General features: G+C 59.1%; 17 protein-coding genes. 4 read left to right on the forward strand and 13 right to left on the reverse strand.

Annotated features, from left to right (window positions below; all coding sequences use genetic code 11):
- Positions 1-79 precede the first annotated feature (79 nt).
- The gene (locus ACR0I8_RS07440; protein WP_170551292.1) at positions 80-1123 is read right to left on the reverse strand and encodes an ornithine cyclodeaminase; all 1044 of its coding nucleotides are present in this window, start codon (positions 1121-1123) and stop codon (positions 80-82) included.
- A complete protein-coding gene (gene rocF, locus ACR0I8_RS07445; protein WP_170376659.1) occupies positions 1123-2043 on the reverse strand; it encodes an arginase in 921 nt (306 codons plus the stop codon). Before rocF ends, ACR0I8_RS07440 begins: the two co-directional genes overlap by 1 nt.
- Before the next feature lie 87 nt (positions 2044-2130).
- Here rocF and ACR0I8_RS07450 point away from each other — a divergent pair, with 87 nt between their 5' ends.
- Positions 2131-2559, forward strand: coding sequence for an Lrp/AsnC family transcriptional regulator (locus ACR0I8_RS07450; RefSeq protein ID WP_170376662.1), 429 nt, complete (start codon positions 2131-2133; stop codon positions 2557-2559).
- Between the two features lie 87 nt (positions 2560-2646).
- On the forward strand, positions 2647-5250 hold the full coding sequence (gene mprF, locus ACR0I8_RS07455; protein ID WP_170689999.1) for a bifunctional lysylphosphatidylglycerol flippase/synthetase MprF: 2604 nt from the start codon (positions 2647-2649) through the stop codon (positions 5248-5250).
- A gap of 104 nt (positions 5251-5354) precedes the next feature.
- Here the strand turns inward: mprF and ACR0I8_RS07460 are convergent, their stop codons facing one another.
- The 4 genes from ACR0I8_RS07460 to ACR0I8_RS07475 all read right to left on the reverse strand — a co-directional run bounded on the left by ACR0I8_RS07460 (position 5355) and on the right by ACR0I8_RS07475 (position 9325).
- Entirely contained in the window at positions 5355-6917 is a 1563-nt protein-coding gene (locus tag ACR0I8_RS07460) for an efflux transporter outer membrane subunit (RefSeq protein WP_480702952.1), read from the reverse strand.
- An 11-nt stretch (positions 6918-6928) separates the two neighbouring features.
- Positions 6929-8074 (reverse strand): HlyD family secretion protein, encoded by a 1146-nt coding sequence (locus ACR0I8_RS07465; RefSeq protein ID WP_170457995.1) that lies wholly within the window; start codon positions 8072-8074, stop codon positions 6929-6931.
- A 21-nt stretch (positions 8075-8095) separates the two neighbouring features.
- Entirely contained in the window at positions 8096-8452 is a 357-nt protein-coding gene (locus ACR0I8_RS07470; RefSeq protein WP_170690003.1) for a DUF3302 domain-containing protein, read from the reverse strand.
- A 108-nt stretch (positions 8453-8560) separates the two neighbouring features.
- Positions 8561-9325, reverse strand: coding sequence for a DeoR/GlpR family DNA-binding transcription regulator (locus tag ACR0I8_RS07475; protein WP_170690005.1), 765 nt, complete (start codon positions 9323-9325; stop codon positions 8561-8563).
- Positions 9326-9504: 179 nt separating this feature from the next.
- Between ACR0I8_RS07475 and glpD the strand changes: the two genes are divergently transcribed.
- Positions 9505-11094, forward strand: coding sequence for a glycerol-3-phosphate dehydrogenase (gene glpD, locus ACR0I8_RS07480; RefSeq protein ID WP_170690007.1), 1590 nt, complete (start codon positions 9505-9507; stop codon positions 11092-11094).
- A 36-nt stretch (positions 11095-11130) separates the two neighbouring features.
- Here the strand turns inward: glpD and ACR0I8_RS07485 are convergent, their stop codons facing one another.
- The 3 genes from ACR0I8_RS07485 to metG all read right to left on the reverse strand — a co-directional run bounded on the left by ACR0I8_RS07485 (position 11131) and on the right by metG (position 17416).
- Complete coding sequence (locus ACR0I8_RS07485) at positions 11131-14268, reverse strand: efflux RND transporter permease subunit (RefSeq protein WP_170690009.1); 3138 nt, start codon at positions 14266-14268, stop codon at positions 11131-11133.
- Positions 14269-14271: 3 nt separating this feature from the next.
- On the reverse strand, positions 14272-15450 hold the full coding sequence (locus tag ACR0I8_RS07490; protein ID WP_170690010.1) for an efflux RND transporter periplasmic adaptor subunit: 1179 nt from the start codon (positions 15448-15450) through the stop codon (positions 14272-14274).
- 247 nt (positions 15451-15697) lie between these two features.
- Positions 15698-17416 (reverse strand): methionine--tRNA ligase, encoded by a 1719-nt coding sequence (gene metG, locus ACR0I8_RS07495; RefSeq protein ID WP_170690012.1) that lies wholly within the window; start codon positions 17414-17416, stop codon positions 15698-15700.
- A 256-nt stretch (positions 17417-17672) separates the two neighbouring features.
- On the opposite strand from metG, the gene ACR0I8_RS07500 reads away from it, so the two are divergent.
- The gene (locus tag ACR0I8_RS07500; RefSeq protein WP_170690014.1) at positions 17673-18407 is read left to right on the forward strand and encodes an OB-fold-containig protein; all 735 of its coding nucleotides are present in this window, start codon (positions 17673-17675) and stop codon (positions 18405-18407) included.
- Between the two features lie 25 nt (positions 18408-18432).
- Here the strand turns inward: ACR0I8_RS07500 and ACR0I8_RS07505 are convergent, their stop codons facing one another.
- The 4 genes from ACR0I8_RS07505 to ACR0I8_RS07520 all read right to left on the reverse strand — a co-directional run bounded on the left by ACR0I8_RS07505 (position 18433) and on the right by ACR0I8_RS07520 (position 21632).
- On the reverse strand, positions 18433-19653 hold the full coding sequence (locus tag ACR0I8_RS07505) for an MFS transporter (protein WP_170660363.1): 1221 nt from the start codon (positions 19651-19653) through the stop codon (positions 18433-18435).
- A gap of 83 nt (positions 19654-19736) precedes the next feature.
- Positions 19737-20330 carry a YceI family protein gene (locus ACR0I8_RS07510; RefSeq protein ID WP_170690016.1) on the reverse strand — a complete coding sequence of 198 codons (594 nt, stop codon included), beginning with the start codon at positions 20328-20330 and terminating at the stop codon, positions 19737-19739.
- A 60-nt stretch (positions 20331-20390) separates the two neighbouring features.
- A complete protein-coding gene (locus ACR0I8_RS07515; RefSeq protein WP_170690018.1) occupies positions 20391-21002 on the reverse strand; it encodes a hypothetical protein in 612 nt (203 codons plus the stop codon).
- Positions 21003-21050: 48 nt separating this feature from the next.
- Complete coding sequence (locus ACR0I8_RS07520; RefSeq protein WP_170458005.1) at positions 21051-21632, reverse strand: TIGR02281 family clan AA aspartic protease; 582 nt, start codon at positions 21630-21632, stop codon at positions 21051-21053.
- Between the last annotated feature and the right edge of the window lie 25 nt (positions 21633-21657).

Raw genomic sequence — 21657 nt, forward strand, 5'->3', positions numbered from 1 at the left:
CCGGGGGAGTCGCCCGGCACGGGCGGCGGGGGGCAGAGCCCCCTTTTCGACACTGACCCGGCGCAGGATCGAGAGAAAATTAGCCCGCGCGCATGAGCATCCCGAACAGATCGCGGGGATCGTCGGGGTCGGCCAGCATGTCCAGTGGCTCAAAGAAGTCAGTCTCCGCGACTGCACTCTTGATGACGCGCAGAGCCGAGAAGTCCTCAATGGCGAAGCCGACACTGTCGAACAGAGTGATCTGTTTATCGTCTGTCCGACCGCGCGCCTGACCGGTCATGACCTGCCACAATTCGGTGACGGGATGGTCATCCTCCAATGCCTGAATTTCGCCTTCGATCCGGGTTTGCTCGGGGTATTCCACGAATATCTCAGAGCGCATAAGGATATCTCGATGCAATTCGGTTTTGCCGGGGCAGTCGCCGCCAATCGCGTTGATATGGACGCCGGGGCCGACCATGTTGTCGGTCAAAATCGTGGCGTATTTCTTGTCGGCCGTACAGGTGGTGATGATCTGCGCGCCCTCAATCGCTTCTTCGGCGGTTTTGCAGGGCACTACGTTCAGGCCTTTGCCTTGCAGGTTGGCAGCGCATTTGGCGGTGGCGTTCGGGTCGGTATCATAGAGCTGCACGGTGTCGATGCCGCACATGGCTTTGAAGGCCAGGCATTGGAATTCAGACTGCGCGCCATTGCCGATCATCGCCATGGTGGTGGCACCCTTGGGGGCCAGATACCGACCGACCAGAGCTGATGTCGCCGCCGTCCGTAAGGCGGTCAGGATAGTCATCTCGGTCAGAAGGGTCGGGTAGCCCGTGTAGACATCCGCGAGCAGTCCAAAGGCCGTTACTGTTTGCAGACCTTCAGAGGTGTTCTTCGGATGGCCATTGACGTATTTGAACCCGTAGGCCTCACCATCTGAAGTAGGCATGAGTTCGATTACACCATGCGGGGAATGGGCCGGAATCCGAGGGGTCTTGTCGAAGCTTTCCCAGCGTTTGAAATCGGCCTCGATCTGCTCAGCGATCCTTATGATCATCTTTTCGACGCCGACATGGTGAACCAGCCGCATCATGTTGTCGACGGAAACAAAGGGCACCAGGGCCTTGTCAGAAGGTGCAGTCATCAGAAACTCCGAGTGGGGCGGTCAAAGATCCGGCGTCCCATCAGGGATGCGGCCAGATCGACCATGAGTTTTGCGGTGCGTCCGCGTTCATCCAGAAAGGGGTTCAATTCGACCAGATCGAGGGAGCAGACCAGCCCGCTTTCATGCAGAAGCTCCATGACCAGATGGGCTTCGCGTTCTGTGGCGCCTCCGGGCACGGTGGTTCCAACAGCGGGCGCAATCGCAGGGTCGAGGAAGTCGACATCTAGTGAGACATGAAGGATGCCGTTCTCAGCCCTTACGCGGTCCAGAAAGGCCATGAGGGGCGCTTTGATCCCATGCTCGTCAATGCTGCGCATATCGGCCAGCATCGCGTGGTTCTTCTCAAGCGAGGCGCGTTCAGCGGGGTCGACCGAACGCAATCCGATCATACCAACGCGATTGGTTGGAACTACGGCAGGCAAGGGTGGAAAATCTTCGAAGCCGGGCTGGCCGGTGAAGTAGGCGACAGGTGTTCCATGCAGGTTGCCGCTGTCTGTGCTGCCGGGTGTGTGAAAATCGCTATGGGCGTCCAGCCAAAGGACGAACAGAGGCCGGTCGATGCGCTGTGCATGATCCGCCATTCCGGCCACGGTTCCCATCGACAAGGCATGATCGCCGCCCATGAAAATTGGCACACCTTGGGGCGAAACCTCAGTCGCGACCCGGGCCAGAGCCTGCGTCCAGCCGATGCACTCGGGCAGGGCGAAAAGATGCGGGTGGTCCGGGGTCTCGACCGCATCCGGGGCGACGTCTCCGTAGTCGGTCACCGTATGACCAAGATCCGCAAGAGCGCGATCCAGCCCGGCCACACGGTAGGCATCAGGGCCCATTCGGCAACCCTGTCGACGCTTACCAGCGTCCATGGGGGCGCCAACCAAAACTATGTTCTTTGTATCCATATGCTTCATGTAACGTGACAGTCTGTCTTGCGTGAAGAGAGCAAATTGCTCAATAAGAAAGGTGAATATCCGAAAAGGAAGCTATTCATGGACGATTTGGATAACAGGCTGCTCAGCGCTCTACACCGGGATGCGAGGGCGTCGCTGTCTGAACTGGCCGAGACGCTTGGCGTCACGCGCACGACCGTTCGTAGTCGGCTGCAACGCCTCAAACAATCGGGCGAGATCGTGGGCTTTACCGTTCAGACCAGGCGCGATGTGGCGCAAAGCCCGGTCCGGGGCCTGATGATGCTTGAGATCGAGGGGCGCGGGACCGAACGCACAATGGCCCGGATCGGAGCACTACGGCAGGTGCGAGCCGTGCATTCCACAAATGGAAGCTGGGACCTGATCGCTGAGATCGGTACGGACACGCTGGCCGAACTGGATGAGGTCTTGTTCCAGATCCGCCGCATGGAAGGGATCACTCGGTCTGAGACGAATCTTCTGTTGTCCACGCGCAAGGGAAGGTTCTGAAAACGCTGCGTGAAACAGGCCGTTGCGCTTTGTCGGCCAAGGAAATTATGCCACAGTCGACGGAGATACAGGCAGGATTGATCGAATATGACCACTCAGCAGCACGAACCACGGGCCGTGCAATTGGCCGAAAAGATCACCGCATTCCTTGAGAAGCCATGGGTCCGCATCGCCATCCCGATCTTTGTCACCCTGATTGCATTGACGGTTCTGCATGAGCTGTCTTCTCATGTGAAATGGGCAGACGTTCAGGCGGATATCTCGGAAACGTCTTGGCGCGTGATGTTTTATGCTCTGTGTTGGACGGCGGTCAGTTTCTTTTCGCTGTCTCTATACGATGTCTTCGCGGTGCAAAGCGTGGCAGATGGCGAGGTCCCTCTGCCGGTCGCCGGGATGGCCGGAGCCAGTGGCTATGCGGTGTCCAACTGTTTGGGCTTTTCCTACATAACCGGAACGGCCATCCGATATCGGATATATGCGTCTCTGGGCCTTGATCTAAGCCGCGTTGCCGGCGTCATCGCCACGTCCTGGATAGCGTTCTGGACGGGGCTGGTTTTGGTTCTCGGTCTGCTTTTGACCTTTCATCCTGACGGTATCTCGAACGCGCTGCCGATCAGCGCGACGGTTGAAACCGTCATCGGGTTGGGGCTGCTTGGCGCGCTGATAGTCGTTTTTGTCTGGCTCTCTACCGGTGGGCGTCGGTTAGAGGTTCTGGGGATCGGCTTCCAACTGCCGGGTGGCAAGCTGGCCTCATGCCTGACGCTGGCGGCGATTGGCGATCTGGTCGGGGCCTCCATGGTCCTTTACGTGCTGATGCCGGACGACCTTGGGGTTGGGTATCCGTATTTCTTTACCATCTTCATCGCCGCGATTGCCGTTGGGATTGTCAGCCATGCGCCGGGCGGTATCGGCGTGTTTGAAGCGACGCTGATCGCGGGGCTGGGGGCCTCGGGGCGATCAGATGTCATTGCGGCGCTGCTGCTTTATCGCGTCGTATACACGTTCCTTCCTTTCGCCATAGCCAGCCTGTCCATCGCCGTTGCCTCGGCGCTGACGCAGCGCCACAGGATCATCGGGGCGGGGACATGGGTGTATCGCGCCATTCGCCCTATCGTGCCGATGGTTGCGGCTGGGGTGACGGCTGTTGCCGGAACCATCCTGTTGGTCTCGGGCGCGTTGCCGACGGACAGCAAAAGCCTAGGTGCTTTGCGCGAGGTTTTGCCATTGTCCTTTGTCGAGGCCTCGCATCTGGCTGGCAGCGCCGTGGGTGTGCTGCTGCTGCTTGTGTCGCGCGGGTTGTTCCGCAAGCTCTATCGCGCGTGGGTGGTCGCGATGTTGCTGATGGTCGCGGGCTTCGCGGCGTCACTGGCCAAAGGGTTGGATACGCATGAGGCGTTTGGGATGTTGGCCACGATCGCCGTTTTGGCGCTGTTCCGTGGTGCGTTCTACCGCGTCAGCGGTGCGTCGATCTTCCGGTTGAATATCCCTTGGCTGGTCAGCGTTGTGGCGCTGCTCGCTGTCATTTTCTGGATCGGCCTCTTCGCCTATTCCCATGTGCAATACCAGAATGCCTTGTGGTGGGAGTTCGCGTGGAACGGCGATGCCTCACGATTCCTGCGCTCCAGCCTTGTTGTAGCAGTCATCCTCGGGATTGTGGCCCTGACGTCGTTGTTCGGGCGCGAGATCCCGGCGCCTGTGCGGACGGAAATCCCAGAATGCGTCGAAAGACTGGTGATGGAAAGCGAAGATACCGAAGCCCAGATCTCCCTGACAGGTGACAAGCAATTCTTAATTGCACCTGATGAGTCTGCGTTCATCGCCTATGCCGACACGGGCAATGCTATCATCTCAAAAGGTGAACCTGTGGGCGATGAAGCGGCTGGCAAGCAGTTGGTCTGGCAACTGCGCGAAATGGCGGATCGAGAGGGCAAGCTCTGCGCCTTCTACAGCGTTTCGACCAAGTACTTGCCGACGTTTCTGGACCTCGGCTTGTCGATCCTTAAGATCGGAGAGGTTGCGCGCGTACCGCTGAAAGACTTCTCGCTGGACGGCAAATCCCGCAAACGCTTCCGTCAGGCCAAGAACCGGGCCGAGCGGGAAGGCTATGTGTTCGAGATCATTCCAAAAGAAAAAATTGCGCCCGTTCTGCCGGAACTAAGGGCGATTTCCGATCACTGGCTTGAGCAAAAAGCAGGTGCCGAGAAAGGGTTCGCCTTGGGGGGGTTTGACGATGACTACCTGTCCTACTTCGACCACGCCGTGTTGCGGAACGGAGAAACCGGTCAGATCATGGCCTTTGCCAACCTGTTTCAAGGTGGCCATAAGTCCGAGCTTTCGCTGGACCTGATGCGCTACGAGCCGGAAAGCCCCAGCTTCGTCATGGATGCCCTGTTCGCCGAGATGATGTCTTGGGGGGCCGAGCAGGGGTTCCACTGGTTCTCACTTGGCGCGGCGCCGTTTTCAGGGATTGAGAACCGTCAGCTTGCCTCCCTTTGGAATCGGATCGGCGGGTTCGTCTACGAACATGGTGAGCAATTCTATCACTTCGAAGGGCTGCGCGCGTTCAAACAGAAGTTCGATCCGGAGTGGAGCCCGAACTACCTCGCCAGCCCCGGAGGGCTTGCCGCGCCGCGTATCCTGTATGAGGTGAATATCCTGATCTCAGGGGGCCTGCGGGGCCTGACCAAATAGCGTGAGCGTTTCGGGTTTAGTTTGAGACGCCAATATCCTGCCATGCCTCCGGCATTCTCGGGACATTGGCGTCGCCCATTGATTTAAGTGAAACCCGAAACGCTCTAGTTCAGGCTGGCGCGGGTTGGCGTTTCCTGCAGCAGGTCGCCCCAATCGGTGCGGTAAGCCATCTCGGCCAGAACGGTATCTGGCAGGAACTCTCTGTTCTCGCGAATCTGCCAGCCGCCTCCGAGACCTTTGTAGACAGCGACGAGATTGCTGGAGACCTGTTGACGCGCCTCGATCAGATTGGCCTGAGACCGCAGCAGGGCCGTCTGCGTGTTCAATATGCGGGAGTAGTCGGCGATCCCGTCGGAGTACTGATTGACGGCGATCTCTGCCGCCTTGCGCGAGGCATCGACGCTTTGCTTATAGAACCCGACCTGCTTGCGCGCCTGCGCATAGGCAACCATGGCGCTTTCGACCTCGGAATAGGCGGTCAGAACGGTGTTCTGATAGTTGGCGATGAGCGCCTGATAGGCGGCATCCTGCGCCCGGACGTTGTTCTTGATGCGGCCATAGTTCAGTACGTTCCAAACGACTCCAGCGCTGGCGAGGCCCGTAGTGCTGTTCGAGCTGAACAGGTTCCGCCCGCCCGAGGCCTGCAACCCAACCGAGCCGGACAGAATGAACTGCGGATAGAGATCCGCCATGGCAATGCCAACCTCGGCCGATTGCGTGGCTGCGGCCAATTCGGCGGCTCTCACGTCCGGTCGACGACGCAGCAGCTCAGCCGGGACACCGACGGCCACATTGGATCGGGCCGAGGGGATGCGACCGGAATTGCCCAGAAGGCTGGACATGCGCGACGGGGTGGTTCCCAGCAACACGGCCAGAGCGTTCTTGGTTTGCTGAAGATCGCTCTCAAGTTCGGGCACCAGGGCCTTGGTGTTGTTCAGTAGAGCGGTGGATTCTTGCACGTCCAACTCGGTGGTGATGCCGTTGTTGAACCGCAACTGGGTCAGGTCTGCCGATTCCTGCTGTAGTTTGATGTTCTCACGGGCGACGCCCAGCGACTCCTGCAAGGCGCGGATGTTGACATAAAGCGCGGCGACATCGCCCGTCAGAGTCACGAGCGCGTCATCGTAGTTCGCCACCTGCAACGCCAAGTTCGAGCGTGCCGCCTGAACACCACGCCGTTGCGCGCCCCAGACGTCCAACTCCCACTGCGCATCAAACCCGGCCTGAGAGGTCGAGAATTCGGTATCTAGCGGAATGATCCGGTTGATATCGGCGATGGGTCCGAGATTGTCGCTGATCTGTCGCCGCTCGGTTGAGGCCCCTAGGACCTGCGATTGCGGATACAACTCGCCAAAGGCGATGCCCAACTGCGCCCGCGCCTGCAGGACCCGCGCGCCAGCGACCTGCAGAGACAGGTTCTGGGCATAGGCTTCGGCGATCAGCTTGTTGAGGGTTGGGTCATTGAATGTCTCCCACCATTTCACGACCGGCGCGCTGCGCGATGTCAGGCCGCTTTGCCCGGTGCTGGGGCTGTTCACCTCGATCCACTGTTTCACGACCGGAGAGTTCGGGCGCACGAAATCCGGACCAACCGGCGCGCAAGCCGTCAGAAACGCGGCGCATAGGGCTGTTCCCATCAAGTGTCGAAAGGGGGTTGCCCGTGTCATGATGCGCGTCCTCAAATGTCCAGCGGTCGAATGAAATTGGCGAAGGAATACAGGCGGATGTTGATGCGCCGCAGAAACTCAAAGCTTTTGCCCTGACCGGTGTAGATCGCCACCGCCGCGTGGCCGCCAGCGGGCAGGATGTGCTCTTCCGGCAGATCGACGGTGATCTGTACCGCAATTCGTCCGGGCAGCTTGGGCAGCTCAAAGCCGGGCAGGCGGCCCGAGGGCAGGTACTGGCCTTGACGGGTGGCCCACCAGATCGCCTCGACTTTGCCGGTCAGGATTTCACCGGGATAGAGGTCTAGTGCCACCTCAACTTCTTGCCCTACCTCAACAAATTTCAGATTTTGCTGCCGGAAGGTTGCCAGAAGATAGGGGCTGTCTTCGGTGACGAAACTGGCTATCGCTCCCAAACGAATGTCACCCACTACCAAACCCGGACGGGCCTGTTGTGAGACGATCATGCCATTCTCGGGGGCGTAGATCGTGGTGTTGTCCAGAAAATACTGGGCCTCGGACAGCTGCGCCTGTGCTTGCAGGATGCCTGTGTTTACGCCGTCAATCTGTGACGCCTGCGCCAGCTTTGCTTTCTCAAGATTGGCCTCGGCCTGTTTGACCGAGGCGGTGTCCTCGGTCACCTGTTCGTTCCAGCGATCCAACTCATCCTGACGCGCGCCGCCTGCGGGGACGAGGTTCTCATACCGGGCCTGCTGGGTGAGCGCATAGGCAAGCTGCGCGTTGGCGCGTTCCACAGCTTCGGTCGAGGCGATAACGTCCTGCTCCAGAATCTTGGCATTCTGCTCGGCGGCAACCAGTTGTGCCTTGGCATTGTCGACGGCCAACGAAAAGACGGTGTCGTCAAAACGATAGAGCGGGTCGCCCTTGGTGATTTGCGTGTTCGGCTCGACCAAGACTTCGGTCAGAATAGTCGGCTGCGTCAGTTTTGGTACGATCTGAATCGTGGAGCGCACCACATGGCTGTCGACCGAGAAGGGTTGAAAGAAGCGCAGCGCGACGAGGAAGATCAGCAGCAAATGCGCCCCTACCCAGAAGGACACAATCCCCCAGGCAATGTTGAACTTGAGCCACTCCATCTTGAAGAAGATGAACCAGACGAAAATGATGTAGAACAGCGTAATGCCGAGGGCGACGAACATGTCTGAGTGTTTCCTTTGGCCTTAGCTTTTCTGCGTCTCGTCGGGCGCAGCCTGGTATTCTTCTTTAACCGTACCACCGAGGCGTTCGATATCCTTGCGGATGGCGTCTTTCTCCTCTTCCGGACCGCGGCGCATGTCGACCGTCACGCCATCGTGGAACGCCCACATGAAGGCATGAACCCATGGCACAACAGCCAAAAAACCCATCCATCCCATGATCTTGACGGCCTCGGCATGTGGATGATTGCGCTTGATCGCGATCCGTCCGGGCAGCCCCATGAGGAAGAGAAACAGCGCCATCACCGCTGCCAGAAGCAGGATCAGTGCCACGAATGTCAGATAGTCGTAGTAGCCTAGCGGCTGCCCCAAAAGTCCCATGCTCGATGCCTCCTGTCGGGAAGGTTGTCTCATCCTCAGACGTAGGCCCCTGTCTCGTCAATGACTTTGTTTTGGGACCAAGCGTTTCCGAACCCGAGGCAGAGCGGATCAGTCAGGACAGACAATTAGCCCCGTGCCCCATTCGGCACATTTCGCCGCGAGGTCGGGGGTCAGCGGCTGATCGGTGTAGAAGCCATTAATTTCGGCCAGCGAGGTGATGCGGGCAGGGGCAAGCCGCTGGAATTTAGAGTGATCGGCCACCAGCAGAGTGCGCCGGGCCTGCGTGATAATCGTCTGGCTGACATGGACTTCCTGAAAGTCGAAATCCAGTAGATCACCATCGGGGTCCAGTGCGGAGCATCCGATCACCGCATAGTCGAACTTGAACTGACGGATGGTCGAGACGGTAAGATTGCCCACCAACCCTCCGTCCGAGCGGCGCAAGACACCACCGGCCACCACAATCTCACAATCGGGGTTTTCGACGAGAATATTGGCGACATTCGCGTTGTTCGTCACCACCATCAGGTCCTTGTGGTTCAGCAACTGCCGCGCCACGGCCTCGGTTGAGGTGCCGATATTCATGAAGACCGACGCGCCGTCCGGAATGTCATTGGCGCAGGCCTTCGCCATTCTGACCTTGGCGTCTGCATTCAGGGTCCGGCGATCCTCATACCCGATGTTGGAGACGCCGGAGCGCAGGACAGCCCCCCCATGAACGCGGTCCAGCTTGCCGGCATCGGCCAGCTCGGACAGGTCCCGGCGGATAGTCTGGACCGTCACGCCAAACCGCTCGGCCAGACCATCAACCGTAACGCGGCCCTCGGTGCTGGCGATCTCAAGAATGTCGGATTGGCGGAAAGAGAGCGACATGTGGGATCCCATTCAGGTAAGTTGCTTTCGTTTTTCTTCTTTTGGTCAAGATTAGCAAGCGGCCATGCAGAATTTTCATAGGTGCGTTGCAAAGCGAAAATAAACGAACATAAACATTGATTACGCGAATGTAGTTCTGATTAATGCGCGCAACCAGATTGGATAGGGAATCACAAGCCATGCAAGCGACGGACGATCAGATCAGCGACCTGTTCATCATCGGCGGTGGGATCAACGGATGCGGGATCGCGCGGGATGCGGCGGGGAGGGGTCTGTCTGTCACCTTGGTTGAGATGAATGATCTCGCATCGGCAACATCGTCAGCCTCGACCAAGCTGTTTCATGGCGGACTGCGCTATCTGGAGTATTTTGAGATCCGGCTGGTGCGCGAGGCGCTGATCGAGCGCGAGACGCTGTTGCGCGCCATGCCCCATATCAGCTGGCCGATGCGCTTTGTGCTGCCCTATCACAAGGACATGCGCTTTGATTCCGAGACGCCTACATCGAAGCTGCTCAGCACCGTCATGCCTTGGATGCGCGGACGTCGTCCGGCGTGGCTGATCCGACTGGGTCTGTTCATGTACGACAACCTTGGGGGGCGTAAAATTTTGCCGGGGACGAAGTCGCTGGATCTGCGAAGCGCTTCGGAAGGTGGTCCATTACAGGGCAAATTCGAGACTGCCTATGAGTATTCGGACTGCTGGATCGAAGATGCGCGGCTGGTGGTGCTAAACGCGCGCGACGCCGAATCCCGGGGTGCGCGGATCATGGTGCAGACCGAAGTTGTCTCGGCCGAACGAGTTGACGAGTTGTGGCATGTCACCATCCGCGACCGGGCGACCGGGGAAAGCCAAGTGGTCCGGGCGAGAATGCTGATCAATGCGGGCGGCCCGTGGGTAGGGGACATCATCCAGACCAAGATCCGGGTGAACTCACGCGAGGGGGTTCGTCTAGTGCGCGGCAGTCATATCGTCACAAAGAAGCTCTACGATCACGACAAGTGTTACTTCTTCCAAGGCGAAGATGGCCGCATCATCTTTGCCATTCCCTATGAGCAGGATTTTACCCTGATCGGTACGACGGATCAGGATCATTCTGACCCCTCTGAGCCTCCGGTCTGCACCGAGGCCGAACAGACCTACCTGTGCGAGTTCGCAACCAAGTATTTCAAGAAACCGGTGACGCAGGACGATATCGTCTGGACCTATTCCGGCGTACGGCCGCTCTATGATGATGGGGCCAGCAGCGCGACGGCGGCGACGCGAGACTATACCTTGAAGGTTGATGCTCAGGGCGGGGCGCCTGTTTTGAACGTGTTCGGAGGCAAGATCACGACCTACCGTCGCCTGGCGGAGAGCGCGCTTGAGAAAGTCGCCGAGCATTTCCCAAACCTGCCGGGCCCTTGGACAGCGGGCGTGTCTTTGCCTGGTGGAGACTTTCCCGTCGATGGCGTGCAGGACCTCAAGCAGACGTTGATCCGGGACTATCCGTTCCTCACTGAGAAATGGGCGGCCCGTTTGATCCGCGCATACGGGACAGAGGCGCGTGCCGTGTTGGGGGAAGCACAAGACGATGCTGATTTGGGTGAAGACTTCGGTGCAACCCTCACCGCGCGAGAACTCGAATGGCTGATGGACAAAGAATACGCCCTCAGCGCCGAGGACGTGGTCTGGCGTCGCAACAAGCTGGGGCTGCGTTTGAGTGCTGACCAGATCGCGCGCATTGACCAGTGGATGTCAGAGCGGTTGAAAAAGGACGACGCAGCTTAATAACAAAAAGCCCCGCCGATTTGGCGGGGCTTTTTCTTAGGCGGTTTCCTCGGACGGGCCGGGATCATTCTTGCTGCCCTTGATCCATTCCCGCAGCCCCTGCATCAGGGCGTAGAGGACAGGCACGAGGATCACGCCGACCAATGTGGCGGCCAGCATGCCGCCGAACACGGCGACACCGATGGCCTTCTGGCTTGCCGCCCCCGCGCCATTGGCGGCTAATAGCGGGACAACCCCCAATAGGAAGGACAGCGCCGTCATCATCACAGCTCGGAAACGCTGATAGGCGGCCTCGGCTGCGGCGTCCTTGATCGAAAGGCCTTTGGCGCGTTGCTCCATCGCGAACTCGACGATCAGAATGCCGTTCTTTGAGGCAAGCCCCACCAGCATGATCATCCCGATCTGCGTATAGAGGTTGATGTCACTGCCCACGATCGCCACGGCCGCGACCGCACCGAACAGGGCGACAATCACCGACAGCAGGATCGACACCGGCAAGGTCCAACTTTCATATTGGCCCACCAAGAACAGGTAGCCAAACAGGATCGCCAGCCCAAGGATCACGATGACCAGACCGCCCGAGGCCAGCTGCTGCTGTGCTGTGCCGGTCCATTCGAAGGCGTAACCGGGGGGCAGGGCAGTGGCCGATTCCTCGGTCATCACATTGATCGCGTCACCGGTGGACAGGCCCGGAGCGGGCACCGCCGTCACCGTGGCCGACCGGAACAGGTTGTGCCGCTTCAGCAAGACCGGTCCCAACACGTTTTCCACGTCAATCAATGTGCCCAGTGGAACCATCTCACCCTGTTGCGAGCGGACATAGAGGTTCGAGATATCTTCGACATTGTCGCGATAGGTGCCATCAGCCTGAATCATCACGCGGTAGACACGACCGAACAGGTTGAAGTCGTTCACGTAGTAGGACCCCAGCTGCGCCTGCATCGTCTGGAAAATCTCGGCGACCGAGACCTGCAGGGTCTTGGCCTTTTCCCGATCCAGATCAACAAAAAGCTGCGGAACGTTGGCGCGGAAGGTCGTGTATGATTGGCCGATCTCGGGCCGCTGGTTCGCCGCGTAAACGAATGAGCCAACAGCCGAAGCCAGATCCTGAGGCGAGCCACCACCTGTCTGTTGCACCTCCATCTCGACACCGGCCGACATGCCGAGGCCCTGAATGGGCGGCGGGTTGAAGGCCACGATCGAAGCCGCGGATTCACCGTTCGCAATCGCAAGCACCTTGGCGAGGATGGCGTCGGCACTCAGGTCTTCTTCCTGCCGGTCGGCCCAGTTTTCGAGGTTGACGAAAATCGCCGCACCGTTGGTCGTGGTGCCGTTCAGCAGCGAGAAGCCATTGATCAGAACGGTGCTGGCAACGCCCGGAATTTCGCGGATCTGTTCGTCCACACGGGCCGAGATCGTCTCGGTCCGCTCCAGCGTGGCGGCATCGGGCAGTTGGATATCCACGAACAGATAGCCATTGTCCTCAAGCGGGATAAATCCGCTGGAGGTGTTGGACATGATCGTCCCGGTTCCCATCCCCAAGGCGACAATCACACCCAGCGCGACAATCGGCAGGATCAGCAGTTTACGCACGATGGCGACATAGCCGTTTCGGACGGTTCCGATCAGACCTTCAAACAGCGCCAGCAGCCCTTTTGGCGGGCCAGAGCGTGCGCGAAGAACCAGGCCACACAGGGCTGGCGAAAGCGTCAGAGCGTTGATGGACGAGATCACAACCGCCGTCGAAATGGTCACGGCAAACTGCGAGTACAGCCTGCCCGAGATACCAGGCATAAAGGTTACCGGTACGAAAACGGCCAGCAGAACTAGCGTCGTCGCGATAACAGGGCCAGTGATCTGGCCCATCGCTTTTCGGGTCGCTTCGGCTGGGGGCAGCCCCTCATCCGCAATGATCCGCTCGACGTTTTCTACAACCACGATGGCGTCATCCACCACGATCCCGATGGCCAGAACCAAGGCGAAAAGCGAAATCGTGTTCAGTGACATTCCGAAGGCCAGTAGGAAGGCGAATGTCCCGATCAACGAGACCGGGATCGCCACCGCTGGAATGATCGTCGCTCGCCAACTGCCTAGGAAAACGAACACGACCGAGATCACCAGAATGAACGTCAGGATCAGGGTCGAGACCACATCGTTCAGCGAAGCTTCAACGAAGTCGGTGGTGTTGAAGGGAACACTGTATTCCACGTCTGTGGGGAAGGACCGGGACAGGCGGTCAAGCTCGGCCTGCACACGCTCGGATACAGCAAGCGCGTTAGCGCCGGGAGCCTGGTAAATGCCGATCACGGTCGCAGGCACCGCATCGAAATAGCCTGACGCCGCATAGTATTCGGCACCCAATTCAACGCGTCCAATGTCACGTACGCGCACAATGGAACCGGCGTCACCCGTTCGAATTACGATGTCACCAAATTCTTCTGCCGATGTCAGGCGCCCTTTGGTTTTGATCGTGTATTGAAAGGTCTGTCCCTCGGGCACCGGAGGGGCACCGATGGAGCCTGCGGAGACTTCGATATTCTGTTCGCGAATGGCATTGATCACATCGCCGGGCGTGATCGACAGAGCAGCCATCTGGTCGGGATCCATCCAGATCCGCATGGCGTATTCCAGATTGGTCAGAACATCCGCTTTACCCACACCTTGAACCCGCGCCAGAGCGTCTTTCAGGTTGATCGAGGCATAGTTGGACAGAAACACGCTGTCATAAGTGCCATTGGGCGAGGTCAGAGTGACCAGCAACAGCATGTTGGTCGATGCCTTCTGCGTCACCACGCCGGATGAGGTTACCTCGGACGGAAGTGATGACATGGCCTGGGCAACGCGGTTCTGCACGTTGACCGAGGCGATATCGGGGTCAGTGCCGACCTCAAAGGTAACGTTCAACGAATAGGAGCCGTTGTCGGAAGAGGTCGACGTCATATAGATCATGTCGTCCACACCATTGACCTGCGCCTCGATTGGCGCGGCGACGGTGTTTTCTACGGTCTCGGCATTGGCGCCGGTATAGGTGGTCGAGACGCTGACCACCGGAGGTGTAATGTCCGGGAACTGGGCGACCGGCAGAACCATATAACCGATACTGCCCATGATCGTCAGGACGAGAGAAATGACAAGCGCCAGCTTGGGCCGGCTGATGAACAGGGCTGAGAACATGCCTTATTCTCCCGGCTGCTCGGACGCGACAACCGCGTCCACCGCCACGCCGGGGCGCACGCGTTGCAGGCCCTCGACAATCACGCTTTCACCTTCGCGCAGACCTTCCGAGACGATGATGGCCGTGCCCACGGAGTCGCCAGTCGTGATATAGCGCTGTTCGACCATCTGCTGGTCATTGACAACCAGTACGAACTCGCCGCGCTGGTCACGCTGCAATGCTGCCTGAGGGATCAGGACCTGAAGGGTCGGCTCCAGTGCCTCGATCTGCACATTGACAAACGCGCCGTCGATGATCAGGCGATCTGTATTGTCAAACTCGGCCCGCACCGTAATGGCGCCGGTCAGCGGATCGATGCGGTTGTCGACAAAGACGATCTCACCGGTTTCATCCAGCTCGGTTCCGTTCGGCAGAATGACATGCACATTGGGGCTTTTGTTGCTTTCCGCCAGAGAGGCAGCACTTTCACCAACCTGTTGAAGAACCGAGGTAAACTGTTTCTCATTCAAGGAAAAGTTTACATATATCGGCGCTTCGCTGACCAAGTTAACCAGCGGTGGGTTCGTGGGGCCAACCACATCGCCTACACTCGTGGTGACCCGGCCTAGGCGACCGGTAAAGGGCGCGTGGATCTCGGTATAGCTGAGGTCCAGCTCAGCTTGCTGAATAGCGGCGTTTGCGGCTTTGACCTCGGCCTCGGCGACCAGTTCGTTGGCACGCGCGATGTCACGTTCTGACTCTGGGGTTGCGTCGCGTCTAAAGAGTTCCTCTTTCCGCGCGAGATCGACCTTGGCCAGCTCCAAATTGGCTTCGGCGCGGTCAAGATCTGCTTTCCGCGCCTCAAGCGTCGCCTCATAGAGGTCCGGTTCGATCTTGAACAGCAGATCGCCCTCGGTCACCAGGGCGCCATCTTCGACCTCCTGACTATCAAGAAATCCGCTGACGCGCGCGACGATGTCGACCTTATTGATGGCTTCTGCACGGCCGATAAAGCTTGCCTCGTCGGTGATCTCTTCGGTGTAGGCTGCGGCGATCGACACTTTTGCGGCGGGCGCTTCACTTTCGTCTTGCGCAAGTGCCGGATAGCCAAAACCGATGCATGACAAAATGACTAGAGGGCGGCACAGTGCGGTGACAGCACCACGAGACCGGTTGCGGGGCTGCTTCAGAGCGACGGACATGTCAAAAGCCTCATACATTTCAAAAAACTGAGCCTATTCGCAGCCTTAAAAAGCGACGAGTCGGCAGAACTTGAGGGCAGGATGGCCGTTTTGCAAACATATCTCAAGGTGATTGAAAGGTTGGGATGGTTGGTGGGTTGCGAAAATCCCGTGCAACCAGACCGGTTTACGGGGTTCGTGCTATTTGAAGGGCCCAAAAGAAAGGGGGCCGTCGAGGCCCCCGTTTCAGAACTTCATGCAGCTTGTGTCAGTCGCGCGTACCCGCAAATTTCTCCTGCCACTCTTCACGGTCCTCGTCGGCGATCTTGGCGAACAGGACATCAGGTACCGAGAACGCATGACCTGCGGGCAGGGCGTTCAGCGCGGCCTCGACATCTTCGGGCCAGCTTGTATCCAGCGTATTCATTGCACTCAGCATCTTGGCTGAAGCGTCGGGAATAAAGGGCGCGCTCAGAACCGCATAGAGGCGGATCAGATTGAGGCCAAGGCGCACCTGTGCTGCCGCCTGTTCGGGGTCTTCCTTAAAGGTCGACCACGGGGCTGCGGATTGCAGATATTCGTTACCGGCCACCCAGATCGCCCGAAGCTCTTGCGCGGATTTGCGGACTTCCATGGCCTCCATGTGGCCTTCATAGGCGCGGACGCGGCGGGTGATGTCGGCGATAAGTTCCTGTTCGCGCGCGCCGAATGTCCCGCCTTCGGGCACGGCTTCGCCGAATTTCGAGCGGCAGAATTTGGTGATCCGGCTGACGAAGTTGCCCAAAACGTCGGCGAGGTCTTTGTTTACCGATTGCTGGAAATTCTCCCACGTGAACTCACTGTCGCTGCTTTCCGGCGCATGGCTCAGCAGCCACCAGCGCCAGTAATCGGCGGGCAGAATGGCCAGCGCCTGATCCATGAACACGCCGCGGCCCTGCGAGGTCGAGAACTGACCGCCGTCATAGTTCAGGTAGTTGAAGGACTTAAGGTGATCGACCATCTTCCACGGCTCGCCTGAACCCAGAATGGTGGCTGGGAAAGACAGCGTGTGGAAGGGGACGTTGTCCTTGCCCATGAACTGCACGTAACGCACGTCGTCCGCACCTTTGTCGGTGCGCCACCAGCGTTCCCAATCCGCATCCGTCTTGCCATTCGCGTCGGCCCATTCCTTGGCGCAGGCGATGTATTCGATCGGTGCGTCGAACCAGACATAGAAGACTTTGCCCTCCATACCCGGCCAGTCCTGATCGCCTTTCTTGACCGGAACACCCCAGTCCAGATCGCGGGTGATGCCGCGATCCTGCAACCCGTCTCCGTCATGCAGCCATTTCTTTGCAATGGATGTGGTCAGGATCGGCCAGTCCGTCTTGCTGTCGATCCACGCATCGAGCTGATCCTTCATCGCCGATTGGCGTAGATACAGGTGTTTGGTTTCACGCACTTCAAGGTCGGTCGAGCCGCTGATTGCGCTGCGCGGCTCGATCAGATCGGTTGGGTCCAACTGCTTGGTGCAGTTCTCGCACTGGTCACCGCGCGCACGGTCGTAGCCGCAGTTGGGGCAGGTGCCTTCGATATAGCGATCCGGCAGGAACCGGCCATCGGCGTTCGAGTAGACCTGCTTTTCACTGACCTCACGGATCAGACCGGCCTCATCCAGCTTGCCTGCGAAGTGCTGCGTCAGGTGGCGGTTCTGTTCGCTGGACGAGCGTCCAAAGTGATCAAAGCTCAGGCCAAAGCGATTGGCGATATCGGCCTGTACCGAATACATATCGGCGCAGTACTCCGCGACGGGCTTGCCTGCCTTGGCCGCGGCCAGTTCGGCCGGGGTGCCGTGTTCGTCAGTGGCGCAGAGGAACATGACCTCGTTCCCCCGGCCACGCTGGTAACGTGCGTACAGATCGGCAGGCAATTGCGAGCCGATCAGGTTGCCGAGGTGCTTGATCCCGTTGATGTAGGGGATCGCCGAGGTGATGAGAATCCGAGCCATTTTGCGTGTCCACGTAACTGTCTGCGCGCCCGTCTACCTTATGTAACCGATCAGCAAAAGACCGGGTTTGTCATGGAAGACACGAAAACCATGGTTGCGGTGGAAAAAAAGCCCCGCGACTAAATTGTCGATTGTATTCCGGCACGGGAGGGCGCTACCGTTCAGGTGGCCAATGGATTTCCGGCCTTTTGATCTTATTGTACGACGTTCTGCGCCTGTTGCATGCAAATGAACTGCGATTTCATGGTGTTTGTTTATGTTCGATTTTCTCCTCCAAAGCGCATTCACGCCTTTTACGATGGCGCTTGCGCTGCTGTTTGGCCTGTTGGGGGCCGAGCTCATCGCCGCGCTTTTTGATGGAAGTCTTCTGGCCAGTGAAGGTCTAGCTGACCCGAAAGCCCCTGGTCCTACTGTTGCGGACTTTGATCTCGATAGCGAAGCCGGCATTGATCTGGGTGCGTTGGAACTGGCCGAGATCGAGGCCGAGGTTCCTGCTGCCTCTGTGAAAGGAACACTGACGCAGCTGGGGATTGGCGATGTGCCGATCATGATTTGGCTGGTGGTCCTGCTGGTCGGTTTTGCTGTTGTCGGGATTGGCGTTCAACTGATCGTGGAGGACCTTTTGGGCTCCGACTTGCCTGTTGGGTTGGCGACTATCCCGGCGGGTGTTTTTGGCCTGTGGTTTGCGCGCCGGTTTGGCCCGACCTTTACCCGTCTGATGCCGAAAGCGAAAACGGACTGGGTGCCTGAACGGGTGCTGGCACAGCGCATTGGTGTGGTGACGCAAGGCGCTGCCTCTCGCGGACGACCGGCAGAAGTGCGCGTCATGGATCGGTTCGGCAATCCCCATTACATACAAGCAGAGCCGTTGCAGGACCGAGACACGCTTGAGCAAGGCACGGACGTTCTTGTTCTGCGGGACAGACTCCTTGACCGTTTCGTGCTGGTCGGACTGTCCGATAGAACAGATCTCCAATCCGTAGAACAATAGCACCAAGGGTGTCCCGGCCCTTTCTCTATTCCTCGCGCGAGCGTTTTAACAAGCGCCCAATCGTGAAGGACGTTCTGGGGGCATAGACATAGTTCGTCCGCTCCTCTGGGGTGGGGCGTGAACGCATCCGGGCCAGACCAAAGGCTATCAGACCCAAATGACCAACAGCGACAAAGGCAAACAGCGCACCCGGGCCGAATTTCTCGATCAGAGTGGAGGAGATGTAGGGCGAGGCAATCGCGCCCAGCGCGTACCAGAACATCAGTGCCGCAGACAGCTCGACCCGTTGTTCAGTGGTGGCAAAGTCGTTGGCATGAGCCGAGGAGACCGAAAAGATCGGGAAGGTGGTGAAGCCGAAAACCCATGCCGCCAGCATCACCCCGAGCGTTCCTGTGTTGCTGGCCATCATGGTTATTCCACAACTCAGCACCGCAGCGGCAGACAGCCAGATCAATACCCAGCGCCGGTCGTATTTGTCCGCAAGCCACCCCATCGGATACTGCGCCATCGCGCCACCCAGAACAAACGAGGCGAGGAAGAAGGCGATCTGATCTATGCCCAGCCCAACCTCTTGTCCGTAGACGGGGCCGACCATACGGAATGAGGCAGAGCTGAGCGCAGCAACGATGACTCCGGCAACCGCCAAAGGAGAGCTGCGCCAGGCCAGTTTGGGGCGCAGGCGCGGCGCGTCGGGGGTTGCGGGTTGGCTGGCGCGTGTCAGGGTCAGCGGCAGCAAGGAGGCGCAGCACAGGATCGCTAGCAGATTGTACGAGACGTAGGAGGCAGGCGGCAGGACCGCGATGATCAACTGCGCGCACAGCGATGCACCCATATCGGCGATGCGATAGGTGCCCATGGCGCGCCCGCGAGTCTCATTCGTGACTTTCGCGTTCAGCCATGCCTCGATCACCGTGTAACACCCGGCGACACAGGTGCCGGATGCGATCCTCAGGAACGCCCAGACATAGGGATTTTCGGTCAGTGTATGGCCAATCAGGCCCATCGCGCCCAGTGCGGTGCAGACCGCAAAGGCGCGGGAATGCCCGACGCTGCCCATCAGACGCGGAGCCCACCAGCAGCCGACAAAGAAACCGATGAAATGCGCCGAGCCTAGCAGACCGATTTGCTCGGTCGTGAAATTCAGCGTGATGCCGGAAATGGCATCAAGCGGCCCAACGCCGCCGGTCGACAATTGCAGCAGAATGACCGAAAGGAACAGGGCGGCAAAGGAAATGATCGTGCGCATGATGGGTCCACCTTGGCGAGGCTTTCAAACAATGCGCGCAGCTATTCGACGTCAAGGAGTCGTTTTTGAACTTTCGCCTTTGGTCAGAGGCGGCTGATTTCGGCGCGAATGTCCAGTGTGACGGTGTCATTCACCAGATCAGGATAGCCCGAGGCTCCAAAGTCGTGCCGGTTCAGCGCTCCCTTCAGGCTGATCGACAGGCGATCCAGATCACCCGCCGCTGTTCCCTGTGGCCGGTAGAGGCTGGCTTCCAAAGTGATCGGACGCGTCACACCCCGAACTGTCAGGTCCCCGGTGATACGGGCCCCGTCCGAGATGCGTCCATCCTGCCCAAGCTCGATCTCGGTTGAGACGAAGGTGATGGTCGGATGGCTTTCGGCGTCCAGTACACTGGGACTGAGCATGGGCGCGCGCGCAAAGGGTAGGCGGGTTTTGGCTTTGCTCACGTCCAATGCCACCTGAACCCGGCTGTTCTGCAGGCGGGTTGTATCCACCTGAACATCCGCTGTCCGGATCGGCATGGTACCGCTTTGCGCGACGCCGGACAGATCGAAGCTGAAACCAACCTTCGTATCGCTTTCCGACAGGGCATAGGGGCTGAGCGCTGCATGCAGCGTTTGGGCGAAGGGTAGGGTCGCCAGCCCCGCAAGAACGGTACGTCGGGTCAAATCTCTCATGACCGGACGCTAGGGCGCGCGACCCCTTGGGCCAACAAAAAAATGCGTGATCTGCTGCGCTCAGTCCACGGCGGCGATCTTTTCAAGCTGTAATCCGGCGCGCGGTTTGATCTGCGTGGCCGTCCAACGGGCCGGAGGCAAGGCACGGGCGCGGCGGCGGGTCAGGGTCCAGCGGCGCGCCTCGCCCTGATGCGCGGCGGCCATGTGCCAGCGAGTCTCGATCCCTTGCGCACCTCCATCACCGGGCGTCAGCAGCAGGCCTAGCGGGGCCCGCCCCATGGTGCCGCCCTGTTCGGCGGCCAGATGCATCCGGCGCACGGGCGTCAGCCCCGGCGCGCCGGGCAGATCCCCAACGATCAGCGGGATGGCCCCGCTGCGCAGCGCTTCTTCCATGCACCACAGCAGGTCCTCGGCGCGGGTGGGGCGGACAAAGATGAACCGGGCGGGATCGGCAAAGGGCATCATCCCGTCTGGGTTCAACTGGCCGGGTTCCCACGCAGGGGAAATCCATAGGACCGGCCCTTGCATCTGACCGGCCAGCCACATGGCAAAGCTGCGCCGCGCGGGGCCGCAGCCTTCATGCACGCGCCCCAGTTGCAGGGTGATTCTATCCTGTAGAGTTACCCCCGGCGCGGCGCGCGCGGGCTTTTGACCAAGAAGCTGAACAGACATGAGTAACTCATATCATGTTCCCATTTTGTTCTCAAGCGTCACACATGCCTAGCGCGACAGGATCATACGTCCATCGGTGAACTGGATATTCGAAAAACGATGCAGGTAGTCCATGCCCAGAAGCGACTTGTGCAACTCACCTTCGTTGATCCAGGCCGAGACATTCTGGTCGGTGATTGGCCCCACCGTCAGCGTGTCCAGCCGCACCGGAGCGGTCCGAACCTCTCCATTGGCGGTCAGGGCGCGGCCAAAGTAGTTCAACTGGTTCGGGTCGATCCCCGCGCGTCTGGCGTCTTTGTCGCTGAGAACAATCTGGCTAGCACCGGTATCGACCAGAAAGGTGATCGGTTCTCCGTTCACCTGAACCGGCAGATAGTAATGCCCGTCCGCCGAACGGGGGACCTCGATCGACTCACCTGTCACCGTCATCTGCGGAGCAGGGCCGACCGTTGTGCGGATATCTTCCCACAGGCCAACAACGGCCACGACGCCGACAAAGATGAACACCCAGGCCATGACTTGCTGCAGGGTTTTATTCAGCGATTGGCGGTTCTGCGCCAGGAACCAGAACACAACGGCTGTGCCCAGCACACTAAGGTAGACCAAACGCATTACATTGTCGGTGTCCATGCCGAAATCCTTACTCGCTACACAG

This window comes from Ruegeria sp. BG9, from assembly GCF_056538305.1.

Bases quoted from the DNA above. Each gene is read 5' to 3' on its own strand.
- ACR0I8_RS07450 (WP_170376662.1), top strand. From the start codon at position 2,131: ATGGACGATTTGGATAACAGGCTGCTCAGCGCTCTACACCGGGATGCG.
- ACR0I8_RS07500 (WP_170690014.1), top strand. From the start codon at position 17,673: ATGTTCGATTTTCTCCTCCAAAGCGCATTCACGCCTTTTACGATGGCG.
- ACR0I8_RS07460 (WP_480702952.1), bottom strand. From the start codon at position 6,917: ATGACACGGGCAACCCCCTTTCGACACTTGATGGGAACAGCCCTATGC.
- ACR0I8_RS07505 (WP_170660363.1), bottom strand. From the start codon at position 19,653: ATGCGCACGATCATTTCCTTTGCCGCCCTGTTCCTTTCGGTCATTCTG.
- glpD (WP_170690007.1), top strand. From the start codon at position 9,505: ATGCAAGCGACGGACGATCAGATCAGCGACCTGTTCATCATCGGCGGT.
- metG (WP_170690012.1), bottom strand. From the start codon at position 17,416: ATGGCTCGGATTCTCATCACCTCGGCGATCCCCTACATCAACGGGATC.
- ACR0I8_RS07520 (WP_170458005.1), bottom strand. From the start codon at position 21,632: ATGGACACCGACAATGTAATGCGTTTGGTCTACCTTAGTGTGCTGGGC.
- ACR0I8_RS07440 (WP_170551292.1), bottom strand. From the start codon at position 1,123: ATGACTGCACCTTCTGACAAGGCCCTGGTGCCCTTTGTTTCCGTCGAC.
- ACR0I8_RS07490 (WP_170690010.1), bottom strand. From the start codon at position 15,450: ATGTCCGTCGCTCTGAAGCAGCCCCGCAACCGGTCTCGTGGTGCTGTC.
- ACR0I8_RS07475 (WP_170690005.1), bottom strand. From the start codon at position 9,325: ATGTCGCTCTCTTTCCGCCAATCCGACATTCTTGAGATCGCCAGCACC.
- ACR0I8_RS07465 (WP_170457995.1), bottom strand. From the start codon at position 8,074: ATGTTCGTCGCCCTCGGCATTACGCTGTTCTACATCATTTTCGTCTGG.
- ACR0I8_RS07470 (WP_170690003.1), bottom strand. From the start codon at position 8,452: ATGGGACTTTTGGGGCAGCCGCTAGGCTACTACGACTATCTGACATTC.
- ACR0I8_RS07510 (WP_170690016.1), bottom strand. From the start codon at position 20,330: ATGAGAGATTTGACCCGACGTACCGTTCTTGCGGGGCTGGCGACCCTA.
- ACR0I8_RS07515 (WP_170690018.1), bottom strand. From the start codon at position 21,002: ATGTCTGTTCAGCTTCTTGGTCAAAAGCCCGCGCGCGCCGCGCCGGGG.
- ACR0I8_RS07485 (WP_170690009.1), bottom strand. From the start codon at position 14,268: ATGTTCTCAGCCCTGTTCATCAGCCGGCCCAAGCTGGCGCTTGTCATT.
- mprF (WP_170689999.1), top strand. From the start codon at position 2,647: ATGACCACTCAGCAGCACGAACCACGGGCCGTGCAATTGGCCGAAAAG.
- rocF (WP_170376659.1), bottom strand. From the start codon at position 2,043: ATGGATACAAAGAACATAGTTTTGGTTGGCGCCCCCATGGACGCTGGT.